This is a genomic window from Marinomonas sp. G8-14, from assembly GCF_055808935.1.
This window is the reverse complement of sequence record NZ_CM147891.1, coordinates 1,473,052-1,486,493: the sequence shown is the minus strand read 5'-3', so window position 1 is coordinate 1,486,493 and position 13,442 is coordinate 1,473,052. Positions and strand designations below refer to the sequence as shown.

17 protein-coding genes are annotated in these 13,442 nt (G+C 41.6%); 4 read left to right on the top strand and 13 right to left on the bottom strand.

Going from position 1 to position 13,442, the window contains the following annotated elements; genetic code table 11:
• Positions 1-2: 2 nt before the first annotated feature.
• On the top strand, positions 3-1,487 hold the full coding sequence (locus AC0L6V_RS07640) for a tripartite tricarboxylate transporter permease (RefSeq protein ID WP_265220777.1): 1,485 nt from the start codon (positions 3-5) through the stop codon (positions 1,485-1,487).
• A 258-nt stretch (positions 1,488-1,745) separates the two neighbouring features.
• On the opposite strand, the gene AC0L6V_RS07635 is transcribed toward AC0L6V_RS07640, so the two are convergent.
• The 13 genes from AC0L6V_RS07635 to AC0L6V_RS07575 all read right to left on the bottom strand — a co-directional run bounded on the left by AC0L6V_RS07635 (position 1,746) and on the right by AC0L6V_RS07575 (position 10,217).
• Complete coding sequence (locus tag AC0L6V_RS07635; RefSeq protein ID WP_265220778.1) at positions 1,746-2,651, bottom strand: MFS transporter; 906 nt, start codon at positions 2,649-2,651, stop codon at positions 1,746-1,748.
• Positions 2,627-2,923, bottom strand: coding sequence for an MFS transporter (locus tag AC0L6V_RS07630; RefSeq protein WP_265220779.1), 297 nt, complete (start codon positions 2,921-2,923; stop codon positions 2,627-2,629). Before AC0L6V_RS07630 ends, AC0L6V_RS07635 begins: the two co-directional genes overlap by 25 nt.
• Before the next feature lie 50 nt (positions 2,924-2,973).
• Positions 2,974-3,399 (bottom strand): GlcG/HbpS family heme-binding protein, encoded by a 426-nt coding sequence (locus tag AC0L6V_RS07625; protein WP_265220780.1) that lies wholly within the window; start codon positions 3,397-3,399, stop codon positions 2,974-2,976.
• 4 nt (positions 3,400-3,403) lie between these two features.
• Positions 3,404-4,258 carry a 3,4-dihydroxyphenylacetate 2,3-dioxygenase gene (gene hpaD / locus AC0L6V_RS07620; RefSeq protein WP_265220781.1) on the bottom strand — a complete coding sequence of 285 codons (855 nt, stop codon included), beginning with the start codon at positions 4,256-4,258 and terminating at the stop codon, positions 3,404-3,406.
• A gap of 336 nt (positions 4,259-4,594) precedes the next feature.
• Positions 4,595-4,951 (bottom strand): cupin domain-containing protein, encoded by a 357-nt coding sequence (locus AC0L6V_RS07615; RefSeq protein WP_265220782.1) that lies wholly within the window; start codon positions 4,949-4,951, stop codon positions 4,595-4,597.
• A 225-nt stretch (positions 4,952-5,176) separates the two neighbouring features.
• Positions 5,177-6,067, bottom strand: a complete 891-nt coding sequence (locus AC0L6V_RS07610) for a helix-turn-helix domain-containing protein (RefSeq protein WP_418138892.1) — start codon at positions 6,065-6,067, stop codon at positions 5,177-5,179.
• A gap of 172 nt (positions 6,068-6,239) precedes the next feature.
• A complete protein-coding gene (hpaI, locus tag AC0L6V_RS07605) occupies positions 6,240-7,046 on the bottom strand; it encodes a 4-hydroxy-2-oxoheptanedioate aldolase (protein ID WP_265220784.1) in 807 nt (268 codons plus the stop codon).
• 9 nt (positions 7,047-7,055) lie between these two features.
• Complete coding sequence (locus tag AC0L6V_RS07600) at positions 7,056-7,601, bottom strand: fumarylacetoacetate hydrolase family protein (RefSeq protein ID WP_418138891.1); 546 nt, start codon at positions 7,599-7,601, stop codon at positions 7,056-7,058.
• 28 nt (positions 7,602-7,629) lie between these two features.
• Positions 7,630-7,860 carry an FAA hydrolase family protein gene (locus AC0L6V_RS07595; RefSeq protein WP_265220786.1) on the bottom strand — a complete coding sequence of 77 codons (231 nt, stop codon included), beginning with the start codon at positions 7,858-7,860 and terminating at the stop codon, positions 7,630-7,632.
• A gap of 9 nt (positions 7,861-7,869) precedes the next feature.
• Positions 7,870-8,637, bottom strand: coding sequence for a fumarylacetoacetate hydrolase family protein (locus AC0L6V_RS07590; RefSeq protein ID WP_265220787.1), 768 nt, complete (start codon positions 8,635-8,637; stop codon positions 7,870-7,872).
• Between the two features lie 9 nt (positions 8,638-8,646).
• The gene (locus AC0L6V_RS07585) at positions 8,647-9,384 is read right to left on the bottom strand and encodes a fumarylacetoacetate hydrolase family protein (protein WP_265220788.1); all 738 of its coding nucleotides are present in this window, start codon (positions 9,382-9,384) and stop codon (positions 8,647-8,649) included.
• A 74-nt stretch (positions 9,385-9,458) separates the two neighbouring features.
• Positions 9,459-9,587 (bottom strand): LuxR C-terminal-related transcriptional regulator, encoded by a 129-nt coding sequence (locus AC0L6V_RS07580; RefSeq protein ID WP_418139079.1) that lies wholly within the window; start codon positions 9,585-9,587, stop codon positions 9,459-9,461.
• A gap of 138 nt (positions 9,588-9,725) precedes the next feature.
• Positions 9,726-10,217 carry a hypothetical protein gene (locus AC0L6V_RS07575; RefSeq protein WP_418138890.1) on the bottom strand — a complete coding sequence of 164 codons (492 nt, stop codon included), beginning with the start codon at positions 10,215-10,217 and terminating at the stop codon, positions 9,726-9,728.
• 251 nt (positions 10,218-10,468) lie between these two features.
• On the opposite strand from AC0L6V_RS07575, the gene hpaE reads away from it, so the two are divergent.
• The 3 genes from hpaE to AC0L6V_RS07560 are packed head-to-tail and all read left to right on the top strand — an operon-like array spanning position 10,469 to position 13,441.
• Positions 10,469-11,932: a 5-carboxymethyl-2-hydroxymuconate semialdehyde dehydrogenase gene (hpaE, locus tag AC0L6V_RS07570; protein WP_409419621.1), complete on the top strand. Its 1,464-nt coding sequence runs from the start codon at positions 10,469-10,471 to the stop codon at positions 11,930-11,932.
• Between the two features lie 50 nt (positions 11,933-11,982).
• Complete coding sequence (locus AC0L6V_RS07565) at positions 11,983-12,363, top strand: 5-carboxymethyl-2-hydroxymuconate Delta-isomerase (protein ID WP_265220793.1); 381 nt, start codon at positions 11,983-11,985, stop codon at positions 12,361-12,363.
• A 55-nt stretch (positions 12,364-12,418) separates the two neighbouring features.
• On the top strand, positions 12,419-13,441 hold the full coding sequence (locus tag AC0L6V_RS07560) for a TRAP transporter substrate-binding protein (RefSeq protein WP_418139078.1): 1,023 nt from the start codon (positions 12,419-12,421) through the stop codon (positions 13,439-13,441).
• The last annotated feature ends 1 nt before the right edge of the window (position 13,442 follow it).

Below are 13,442 nucleotides of genomic sequence, written 5' to 3'. Positions count from 1 at the left end.
GTATGGATTTAATTGCATTAGGTATCCATGAGGTATTTGGGAACGGCGTCATTTGGGCTGTTATAATCGGTGCCCTTATTGGTGTGACTATCGGTTCAATACCAGGTTTAGAACCAGCGGGTGTTATGGCTATTTTGCTGCCTTTGACCTTCACAATGGAGCCGCTCTTTGGGGTGACTTTATTGTTAGGTGTCTATGGTGGTGCTTGGTATGGAGGGGCTATCCCTGCCATATTAATGAATACGCCCGGAACCCCTGTAGCGGTTCTGACGACCTATGATGGATACCCCATGGCCCAAAAAGGGCATGGTAAAAAAGCTCTATCTATTGCCTATACCTCTTCGTTTTTTGGTGGCATTGTGAGTGTTTTGTCTTTGGTGTTTTTTGCGCCAACCTTATCTCAGGTAGCTACCCTATTCGGAAGTGCTGAATTCGCTATGCTGGCATTGCTTGGGATGGTTTTTGTGGTGCTTGCTCATAATAAGTATGCGCTCGAAGCGGCAGCCATGATTGGTTTGGGGATGTTTTTAGGTTCAATTGGTATTGATCGATCCTTTAATTCCCAAGTGTATACTTTTGACCAGTCTTGGTTATTGGCCGGAGTGCCATTAGTTCCAGCGGTTATCGGCCTTTTTGCTATGTCTCAAGCCTATGTGCTGATTTCTACCAAAAGCGGTGACTCTTTCAAAACTAAATTAGAGGGGACTGGGCGTTTTGAGGGTTTTGTTGTGCTGATGCGCAATAAGGTGACAGCGATTCGTTCGGCCTTGTTGGGGGTTGTTATGGGATTATTGCCTGGGGTGGGAGAATTTGGCTCACAATTTTTCTCCTATACCTTGGCGCAGAAGTTCTCTAAAAATCCAGAAGAGTTTGGTAAAGGTGCAGAGGCTGGTATTGTGGCATCAGAAACCTCTAACAATGCGGTAACGGCGTCCGTTTTGGTTCCATTATTGGCGTTTGGTATCCCAGCAGACGCATTAATGGCCATGCTGTTGTCGGTGTTTATGGTGCACAACTATACACCAGGGCCTCGTTTGTTCAGTGAGCATCCTGAGTTTATTTCTGGTCTGTATGTTGCCTTGTTTGTGATGAATATTTTTATATTCATATATTTAACGTTTGCTTCAAGATTCATTATTAATATTACGAGAATTCGTGGCCGTTTTATTGGTGCCTTAATTTTTGTTCTCGGATTTTTAGGTGCTTACAGTCAAAATTATCAATTTACTGATGCCTTTATTGCGTTAGGTTTCTCTGTGATTGGCTATGTGATGAAACGAAATAATGTTCCGGCTGTGCCTATCATTTTAGGTTTAGTACTAGGGCCAGTGTTTCTAAACCGTATGCGTCAAACACTGGGCGTCTCTAATGGAGAGTTTAGTATTTTTATTGAGCGGCCTATCGCTTTAACACTGCTTACGGTGACCGTTCTATCTATTCTGGTGTTTACTTTTAGCAAAATTAGAGAAAAGCGACGAGTAGCTTGATAGTTGTTTGACGTAGATACTAGCGAACTAGCGAACTAGCGAACTAGCGAACTAGCGGGCCTCACAATGGGTACCTTTTTTTACACCTTATTTCATCTTTGGATGAGACTTGTTTAAAGGAGTCTTTAGTGGTGTGCCTGCTACAGTGTAATTCTTAATGGGTAAGAGGAGCGATATTATTTGAAATATAGAAACCGATGTATTGTCTTCAAAAACACCATTCAAAGCAGTATTTATCGTTTTAAATGCTTGATGACTTTATTTACTGAAATGTGTGCTTAGATAGAAAACTGAGCAAAGCGTGCCGCAGCATGCCATCATAATCAAAAGGCTTTCTGGAGTGCCATCAAAGAGTAAACTTGCCAGATAACTGATGAAACTTCCCATGGCAAATTGCATTGCGACTAATAACCCTGAAACCGTACCTGCTTTTTCTGGCAGTTGTATAAAGAGTATTGCTAGGCTATTTGCACCAATAGCCCCCGTTACACTGATATAAAGCATGGTGCCTGTGACAAATAATGCGAGTGGTACTTTATTGAAACCAATCATTCCCCAAATAATTAACGTTGCGACAAAAGACACGGCTACCACCACACGCAATGCCATGCTTACGTTATAGCGTTTGCTTAAATAAGAGTTGAGCAAGGTTGCAATAATAATAGCGAAAATGTTCGCAGAAAACAGTAAAGCATAATGGGTTTCGGAAAGTTGGAAATGCTTGATGTAGACAAAAGCGGATGTCGCAATAAAAGCAAACATACCTGCGAATGAAAAGGCATTTGTCAGTACGTATTGAATCAATAAAGGGGCACGTAAACATTCAATGTAGTTTTTACAGTAATGGCCAACACTAGGCTTTGCGACCACATTTTGTTTTACGTCTGGTAATAACAGAGCGCTCCCCATAAACGCCACCATTGAAAATAGCGCTAAGAAGTAAAAGATCCAGCGCCATTCAAAATAGCTAACAATATAAGCGCCCAATATTGGCGATATCAGCATGACCATCATAGAAATGATGTGCATATACGATAGTATGTTGGCAGCACGTTTTAGTTCATATAAATCTCGAACTAAGGCTCTTCCAAGTACGGCAGCGGCTGCCCCTCCTAGAGACTGTAGAAAACGGAAAAGCACTAGGCTTTCGCCAGTCGATGCCATGGCGCAACCAATACTGCTAAAAAATAAAATCCAATACCTGCTAGCAATAAACGTTTCCGACCTAACATATCGGATAAAGGGCCAAAGATAATCATGCCTATGGCCATCCCAAGTAGAAAAACAGTGATTGTTGTTTGTATCAATTGATCTGTAGTGCCTAAATTATCAGCGATAGTCGGTAGACTGGGTAGATACATATCGATAGACAGCGGCCCAAAAGCGACCAAATAGCCAAGTAACGGGATGGTTAGTTTTTTTAAAACAGAGGACATGGAAGCTCCTAATTTAAAGGCATGTGGCGTTTTGGCACATTGTTCATTCATCAACTAACTAAAGTATTTATTGCGATAGTTGCACAATCAATATCCTGTTGTTCACTGCCGCCAGAGACGCCAATTGCCCCAATGACGATGCCTTGAAGTAAAATGGGGATGCCGCCACCTAGAAAGGTAAAGTCTGGTTCGCTCTGTAAAGCGAGTAAGGTGTTATTTCTTTCTGCAAGTCTTTCTTGCCATTGCTTGGTTGGTATACCAAATGATGCAGCAGTAAAGGCTTTCTTATGGGAAATAGCTTGGGATAGAAGAGGTGCATTGTTCATTGCCGCACTGGCAAGAGTTCGACCAGAAGAATTAACAATCGTTATGCAGATGTTGATACCACATTTTTCCGCTTGATCCATCGCAGCACTACAAAGTTGCAGTGCTGCCTGCGTAGCTAGATCTTGTTTTGTAATGGTTTTATTGAGCATGTACCTACCTAATAGGGAATATTACGTTTACCTGCCCAGTACCTGAGCTTGGAAAGTAATTGGTAATGATTTCCGCCTTTGCGTTATATTTATCCCAGCCTAATGCTCCAAATAGCATCGCAGTGTCATGCATACCGCCTTCACCGCAGCAAAATTTTGCGTATTCAGGTAGCATTGCTAGGAATGTTTTTGTGTCACCAGCTTGCCAGAGATCTAAAACACGAAGGTCAACTTGACGGTGAAATTCACGAGAAATAGTAAATGTTCCGTTATTTTGTTCGTATAAATGATTCTCCCAAATTTGATGAGAAAGTGAGCCAGAGGCGATTAGCATGACATTGTTATTGCTACTTTCAATGGCTGCATGAATGGCTTCACCAACGCGACGAGACTCTTCTAAGCTGTGAACCGTACACCAAGCGGCAATAGAGACCACTTTGAAATGTCTGTCTTCGTTCATGTAACGCATTGGCACAAGAGTGCCATATTCTAAGTCGAGTGTTTCAACTTGGTGCGAAAGCATATGCACACCTTTCTCCGTCGCTTTAGTCGCAATAGCATTGCCTAGTTCTGGATTGCCTTCATAAGAGTAAGACAAGTTTTGAATAAAATGGGGAAACTCATGGCTTGTGTATATGCCTTGATAGTGGGCGTTGGCATTAATATGATACCCAGCATTTACCAACCAATGTGTATCTAAAACTACAATAGTATCGACTCCTGCCGCTTTTGCACGACGTGCAATTTCACGATGACCATCAATAGCAGATTGTCGGCATCCTGCTAATCGGCCAGGTTGTTCTGACAACAGCATGGTTGGAACGTGTGTTACTTTTGCCACAATACTTAAAATACCCATAATAACTCCTCAATCATATTATTTTAATTAACATGTTAAGTAAAATGTTTTTTGAGTGTCTTAGTCAATGTATTTGAAGTTTAGCAATAGTTACTTTTGATCTAGGACAAGGTCTTTAACACTTGTTGTAAGACCGTGCTCACAGATAAGTATCTTATTGTGAATGTTTCTTTGTCAGTGAGATATTTGTAGATCAAGATTATCAAGTGGGATGTGTGATGGGATATAAGTTAGTTAATATGAGTTGTTAGAGAAGGGGGGTATAAAGAAGTATTTGGCTCAGATTCAAACTGGTAATCATAGTTTGAGCTAAAGTTTGATCTGAGCTAACGAAACTTATTCTATGATGGATAGATAGTGCTTAACAAAGTGTTCACTATGGATTACCCATTTCAATTTGGTACCTTTTTCAAAAAACCAAGCATCGCCTTTTTTGTAAGTTTTTTCTTCCCCAGTATCAAGAAGGGTTAATGTTACCTCTCCTTCAACAACAACTGCATGCTCATGAAAAGGGTATTCCATGTCAAATTCACCTTTGGTACAGCTGAAGTAAGCACAGCATACCGCTGAATCAGGAGCACCATAGACGACTGCACCTTTAATAATACAGTCTCCTTCGATTTTGTTAGCACCAAGATCTGAAATAGTTCCCCATGGCATAAGCTCAATGCTTGATAAATCGATACTATTCATTCTCATTGATAATCCTCTATATAGATAAAAGTTGGCTTTAATTAGACAGTTACTTACACTAGTGCTTTTATTGAAAACAGATATGTCCCAAAAGCGGTGTTTTTTCAAGAAAATATTCTAATCGTGTTATGGATGCCTTTTAGAAAGTGTTGACGTAATTTTTAATTAATTAAATAAGTTCTTTCGGTGATTATTTATGTCGTATGGATCGGTTATTCTACCTTTCTATAGTGCTTGCGAAAATCTGAAGGGACTCATTCCAGTATTTTTCAAAAAGAACCGAGAGAAATAAGAAGGATCTATATAGCCTAATGTGTAAGCGATCTCGGTGAGGTTTTTATTCGTATGGGATAGCAAGCGTTTGGCTTCCAGTAAAACACGCCCATTTATCATTTTCTTTGGGCTGAGTTTGGTTATTTTTTTGCATAAATAGTTCAATCGGCTTTCATTTATTTGTAACGCATCACAATAAAATTGTATTTGCTTCTCGATTAAAAAATGTCGCTCTAGTAAGGTGCTAAACTCTCTAAAACAGAGAATTTCACTCTGATTGTGCTGTTTTTTAGGCTGCTCGGAGCCTGAGAGTCTTAGCATGTTTATCAAGATAAGTTTAACAAGTGTTTCAATACAGTCCTGTTGATATAGTGCAGATTGGTTCCATTCCAGCTTGAGCATTTTAAAAAGCGTTAATAATTGCTCCCAATGATGTTGGCCTAGCCCTGTTTCTTTTTGTTGATCGATATGAAATGGCATAAGCAATGAGTTGTGATTGCTGTAGGCATTCAGTTCGGCCATGATTTTTTGTAAATGAGTGTTATGAATGGTGATGACATAGCCCGGCGCTGTCGGTTCTGTTAAAAAGGCGTGTGGTGTGGCTGGCGGTGTATAAAAGGCGGCACAGCTTTCCGTTTCGTAAACATTCTGATCGATATTGAACAGCGTTCTACCAGATAAAATGAGGTGTATTTGACAATATTCAGCATGCAAATGCATAGGCATATCACGTCCGAAAAAGTCGGCCATTTTTCCAAGCACATCAAAATGGATAGTGGCGTCTTTGTAAGCGACATCATAATCCTGACCAATATTGATATTTGGAATCCACTCTTTTTTCATTGAATTCGTTTCTTTATTTTAGTGTTGTTTTTTTTAGGAGTATGGCACAGAAATAGTAAAAAAATCCCAGCGCACGAATTAGCGTGACACTGGGCAAAGTAAGGGTGATCAAAAGATCAAACATCTGAGTATGTTAACTGGGAGGCCTACCTACTCAGATGACAATCAGCATTTAATAGACGGACGCTGTTGTTTCTTTATGGGAATTTTGTTCAGGTTTGAACTCATTCACCAAAGCCTTAGTGCTGTTCATTAGCAAGCCTGTGTCACTGCCTACGGCGACAAATAATGCACCAAGCGATAAGTAATGTTTGGCTTGTTGTTTGTCGGCCATCAAAATTCCTGGTGCTTTACCGGCGGCCACGATTTTTTTAATGCTCTTTTCAATTACTTTGACGACTTCTGGGTGGTTTGGCTGTCCAATGTATCCAAGCGAAGCACTTAGGTCTGCCGGTCCAATAAAGACACCATCAACACCATCTACAGCAAGAATGTTATCCAGTTCTTTGACTGCTTGAAGAGACTCTATTTGTACCAGTACACAGATTTCGTCATTGGCGGTTTTTAGATAATCCGGTGTTCTATTGAACTGGGAAGCACGTGCTAAGGCACTGCCAACACCACGAATCCCCGCTGGTGGATATCGAGTTGCTTTGACTATTTCTGCTGCTTGCTCTGCGTTGTCGACCATGGGGGCCAGTATTGTTTGCACGCCAAGATCAAGAATTTGCTTAAGCGCAACATGGTCAGCCCATGCTGGACGCACGATTGGATGGCTAGCAAAAGGCGCAATGGCCTGCAACTGACCTACCATGGTTTGCAGAGTGTTTGGTGCGTGCTCACCGTCGATCAATAGCCAGTCAAACCCTGCGCTCGCAATGAGTTCTGCAGTATAGTTATTCGCTAATCCAAGCCACAGTCCAATCTGTGGCTGGCGGTTTTTGAGTGCTATTTTGAAAGTGTTTTTAGGGGCAGACATGTCTATCTCCTAAGCAAAATGACAAGATACTGAGCCAAGTGGGCCATAGTCCACATTGAACGTATCACCTTTGCGGGCAGCTATTGGCCGAGTAAAAGAACCACCAAGAATAATTTGTCCTGGTTCAAGCTCAACATCAAATGGTGCTAATTTATTGGCTAACCATGCAACCCCATTGGCAGGGTGATTGAGTACACCTGCGGCAACGCCTGTTTCTTCAATTATGCCGTTACGCTGCATAATGGCTGATACCCAACGTAAATCTATTTCGCCGACTTTGATTGGACGGCCACCTAAAATGATAGCGGCATTGGCCGCGTTGTCCGCGATGGTGTCAAAGACTTTGCGAGGGCGTTTGCTTTCTGGATCTATCGATTGGCTGCGGGCGTCAATCAGTTCAAGTGCAGGGATAACGTAATCTGTTGCGTTATACACATCGAAAATCGTGCAGTTTGGCCCTTTCAAGGGTTTTTTTAAAACGAATGCCAGTTCGACTTCGATACGCGGAACAATGAATTTGTCCGTTTCGATTTCGCAGCCATCGTAGTACAGCATGTCATCAAGCAAGGTGCCGTAATCTGGCTCATCTATTTGTGAGGCTCATTTGCATTGCTCGTGAAGTGAGTCCAATTTTATGACCAATTATTGTGCGACCTTCATTCAATTTCATTTGTACCCATTCGCGTTGAATCGCATACGCATCGTCAATCGTGATATCTGGGTAATCTAGTGAAATTTGGCGAATTTGAACGCGTTCTTTTTCTGCCTGATTAAGTCTGTTTGCACAGGAAGTAATGATGTCGTTTGAAAGCATGTTGTCCCCTTAACTATTTAAGTTCTTTAGATATTCTGACTCAGAAATAATGGTGTTCTTGAGGACACCAACGCCTTCAACTTCTGTTATTACCACATCTCCAGGCTTAACATCTGCTAGTCCTTCTGGCGTACCTGTGAAGATCATATCGCCAGGCGATAACGTCATAATGTCACTTAAATAGGCGACTAGATGTGGGATGTTAAACACCAAATCTTTCGTATTGCCTTCTTGCTTTAATTCTCCATTGATGTAAGTACGTAACATCAGGTTATGTGGGTCTTTGACCTCTTTTGCATCAACAATATAGGGGCCAATAGGAGTACAAGTATCACGGCTTTTCACGCGCAGATTAGGGCGGTAATAGTTCTCTAAATAGTCACGGATGGCATAATCATTTCCTACTGTATAGCCGCCAACATAATCCATAGCTTCTTCTTTAGAGACGTTTTTCGCTTCTTTGCCGATGACCACAACAAGCTCACATTCATAGTGCATGTAGTCGACATTGTCTGGACGATAGGTCTTTTGGTCATGACCAATTAAGGAGTTTTTGTTTTTCAAAAACACCAGGGGTTCTTCTGGTGCTGTGAAAGAGAGTTCTGCCGCATGGTCGGCATAGTTGATGGCCAAAACAAACATTTTGCCTTCGCAAGGTGGTAGCCAAGAGAAAGACCCTTCTTCTAATATTTTACCTTGCTGAGTGACGACTTGATTTTGTTCATTAATCGTGACGTCTAATGTTTCATTGTTAAAAAGTATGCGTGCGCTTTTCATGACTACTTCCTATTCTTGTTCTACTGGGTTGACTAGGCGGCCAACGCCTTCGATCTCTATCATGACACTATCACCTGGTTTAATTTCTAAATCGGGTGTGCGTTCCGGTGTGCCTGCGATGATGATGTCTCCCGCTTCTAGGGTCATGAAACTGCTGATGTAGCTTATTATTTCTTCAACTGAGTAGATTAATTGGTCAGTATTGGTATTGTGTACTAACACGTCATTAACATATGTCTTAATGTTCAAATTATTGGGAGTGCTGACGGCTTCTTTGTCTACTGTCCATGGGCCAATAGGGCAAAACGTATCGCGACATTTTGCTTTGACCGCTGGGCGGTAGAAAGACGTTTCTGCAAGGCTTACCTCGTTCACAACCGTAAAACCTGCAACGAAATCTAAGGCGCTGCTGACATCAACACGAGTGGCGTTTTTACCAATAACGATACCCAAGGAGGGTCCCGCATAAATTGGACCTTTATCAACCGGTACCTTGATCGTACTTGCGTAACCAATGTGAGTGTTGTCCGTTTTAATATGAAGAACAGGCGTTTTAGGTGGTTGAATGTGTGGTTTTTCGTTGAAAACGTGCTCTAAGGATTTCACCAAGGCTTTATCGTTTAGAGCGACACCAATGACATTCCCTGACGTTGGAGGAAGAATGGTGTCGTCTAGTTTAATTTCGTAGCTGGCATCGGCTGTTTCTGATACCACTTTATTTAATTTTTTTTGTCTGTAATGAAACATGTTTTTTGCCAATTATAGTTAACATGTTAATTATAATTTCGCAAAAAAGATCTCTTGTCAATACACCTTTTGCGTTACGGAAGGAATTTACAGAATAACTCTGCTTGTGATTTGATTTTTAGCTTGCGATAGATATTCTTGCGATGATTCTTAATCGTTCCTTCTGAAACGAGAGCATTTTTTCCGCAATCGAAGCAGAGGATAAGCCCTCTAAAATAAGCCCAACAATCTCCTTTTCCCGTTTGGTAAGGCTCTGTGATTCTGGGTGAGAGTAATCGTTGCTTTGATTGAGATTTTTATATTCTAGGAGGGGAGTGCGCTCTCGTTGATTCCCAATACGCTCATGAGTTAATACAGCTGCTTTGATGGCATTGAGGCAAGGGGTGAGCCTCTTGATGAACCGCTTGTAAGGATAGATCGTTGTCTTTGGTTGAATAGGCGATACATATTTTTGTGTCGTCATTGGTGCCGATGACGATATTGGTTTCATTGCACCAACCAAGACGCTGATAAAATGTGTCGTAGTAAGTCGAATGAAAAAAATCCTCATTAACAATACTGTCTAAGGTAACCAATTCTTCTTGATTCTTACCATAAATCACATCGTAAATAGGGTCTAACAAATAGGCAGATTCACAGTATATTTTGTCCATTTCTGTGATTGGGTAGTCTCCTAAGAATACGGGATGGTTTGTTTTTGAGTAGCTAACAATTCTGATGTTAGAAATAGAATCTAGAGCTTTTATTGAGTAGACAACTTGATCATAAAAATGACGTTGACCAATGCTCTTAATGAGAGAAGGCAAAATATCGTAAGGACTGATGTTTACCATTTGTATGCGCTCCCGTTTGTTGTCAGTTATTTGATTAGGGCACGTCCGTGATAATTTCACATCTGTGACAAATGTCAATTAATGCAATAAGTATTCCAATTTTTGATGCATGCAAGCCTTTTCATTAAATGTATTTCATTGTTGCTAAGTAGTCTTGACAGGCATGCATGTTGAGTTTAATTTATTTAACATGTTAACTAAATCGATGTCGAGGTTTCTCGTCCGATTCTTTGTCAGGAGAATAAAGAAAAATGATTAAGAACTTGATAAACGGCAAATGGGTTGAAAGCAAAGAAACCTTTCAAACTTTTAATCCAGCGACAGGCGAAATGTTGGCCGAAGTGGCTCATGCATCTGATGAGCAGGTGGCTGAAGCGGTTCAAGCTGCCAAAGATGCATTTCCTGCTTGGGCAAATATGCCAATAGCGAAGCGTTCAAAAATTATTGAAAAGTTGGGCGATCTTATTGCTGAGAATGTTGAAGAATTGGCTCGTCTTGAAACTTCAGACACAGGGCTGCCTCTATATCAAACGTTGAATGCATTGATTCCGCGAGCATCAAATAACTTTTATTTTTTTGCAGAAAAAGCAAAGCAAATGAATGGTCATACCTACCCTGTTGATGACCAAATGCTGAACTATACCTTGTACCAACCAACAGGTGTATGCGCGTTGATTTCTCCATGGAACGTACCGTTTATGACAGGTACTTGGAAGACAGCACCAGCCCTAGCATTGGGCAACACAGTGGTAATGAAACAGTCTGAGCTGTCTCCGTTGACAACAGATTTTCTAGGTCGTCTATCTATCGAAGCGGGCGTGCCACCAGGTGTGTTTAATATCGTCCATGGTCTAGGTGCAACAACGGGTAATGCCATCATCACGAATGATGATGTAGATGCGATCTCTTTCACTGGCGGTACTTCAACGGGTAAACACATTATTGCCAATGCTGGTCTTAAAAAGTTCTCTATGGAGTTGGGTGGCAAATCACCAGTAATGATCTTTGAAGATTGTGACTACGAACGCGCGATGGACGCTGCGGTATTTGGCATTTTCTCGATCAATGGCGAGCGTTGTACAGCAGGTTCTCGTATTTTCGTACAAAAAGGCATTTACGATAAGTTCGCGACGGAATTTGCTGAGCGAGCGAGCAAAATTAGAGTTGGCGATCCGACAGATTTGAATACTCAAGTAGGCTCTTTGATCAGTCAACAACACTTCGACAAGGTTACTGGCTACATTCGTATCGGTATGGAAGAGGGCGCGACATTGATCGCAGGAGGTCCAGATAAGCCAGTTGATGAGTTACCAGATCATCTTAAAGGCGGTCATTTTGTTCGTCCAACGGTATTTAGAGATGTGACCAATGATATGCGTATTGCACGTGAAGAAATTTTTGGGCCTGTTGCGGTATTGATTCCATTCGAAGATGAAGCTGATGTCATTGCCATGGCGAATGACAATGAATACGGCCTAGCGTCTTACTTATGGACGCAAGACGTTGGCAAGGTTCATCGTATCGCGCAAAAAGTAGACGCAGGAATGATATTTGTGAACTCGCAAAACGTACGTGATCTTCGTACGCCGTTCGGTGGCAAGAAAGCGTCTGGTACTGGTCGTGAGGGTGGTGATTACAGCTTCGAAGTGTTCTGTGAACCTAAGAATGTTTGTATCAGCATGGGGTCTCATCATATCCCTAAGTGGGGCGTTTAGTTTAAACATTGGCGAGAGCTTTATGCTCTCGCTCTTGTCGGAGCACTTTTATGCCACATTTTGTTTTTGAATATTCTGCCAACCTTGAAGGTCGCTTAGATTTTCAAGCAGTGTTTAAAACGCTGCATGAATACATTGTTTCAACGGGGCATTTTCCTTTGGGTGGTGTGCGTAGCCGAGCGATTTGTTGTGACCATTTTCGCGTAGCGGACGGTCGTGATGATTTTGCATTAATAAATTTAAACCTAAAAATAGGTCATGGGCGCAGTATGGAAGTGCGTCAAGAAGTAGCGGAAAAAGTCTTTGCTATCTTCTGCGAATGGATGAAGCCAATCACTGATAATAGCTATTGCCAGATCTCTTTTGAGCTGACTGAGTTAGATCCGGTTCTTAAGTTTAATAAAAACAATATTCATGGCCTTTTTAAGTAGAGCATGGATTTACTAAGAATCGATTAAAAATAATTATAAATAGAGGGTAATCGTGATGAAATTTAAAGGTATCTTTTCTGTTGCTGTAGCCGCCACTTTGTCTAGTATGACGTTCGCTGAAACTATCCGTGTGGCGAGTTGGCTACCACCAACCAATCCCATGAACGAGGTTATTATTCCAGCCTGGGGGAAAGCGATTTCTGATGCGACGGGTGGACGAATTAATGTCGAAATTGTCTATGGTTTGGGTCATCCTAAAAGCATGTGGAACTTGGTTGAAGATGGTATTGTTGATGCCAGCTATAGCTATCATGGCTATGCTCCAGGCCGTTTTGAGCTACCACAAGTCGTTGAGCAGCCAGGTTTGGGGGCCAATGCAGAAGCGGCTTCTTATGCGTTGTGGACGACTTATGAAAAGTTCTTTTCTGATTCTCATGAGTTTGATGGTCTAAAATTACTGGCTTTATTTACCCATGGGCCTGGTCAAATTCACTCAAATTTTCCAGTTACTTCCGTTGATGAACTTAAAGATAAAAAAATTCGTATTGGCGGTGGTGTACAGAGTGTTATTGCTGAAAAGTTGCATGTGACAGCCGTTGGAGATCCAGCACCAAAAGTCTATGAAATGATGCAACAGGGCGTTATTGATGGAGCATTTTTGCCTACAGTGGAACAAAAAGTGCTGCGTCTTTCGGAAGTGACTAAGTATTTGACGATTTTTCCAGATGGCCTCTACATGGGCAGTTTTTCTATGTTCATGAACCCTGATACGTTCTCAAGTTTTAGTCAAGCAGACCAAGATATTATTAATAAAATGTCTGGAGAAAAACTGTCGGTTATGGCTGGCATGGCATGGGACGCAAGTGATGCGTCTGGCATCGATGCCGCGACAAATTCTGGAGTTAAAGTAACGATGCTTTCGGACAATTCAGATCTAGTGGCACAGTTTAATGAAAGGCTAAAGGGTGTGTCGGATGTTTGGGTAAAAGAAGCAGATGAAAATGGTTATAAAGGTAAAGAAATCCTGACATACCTTCGTGATACCGCTCACCAGTACGCCGCTAAGCACGGAGAGTAAC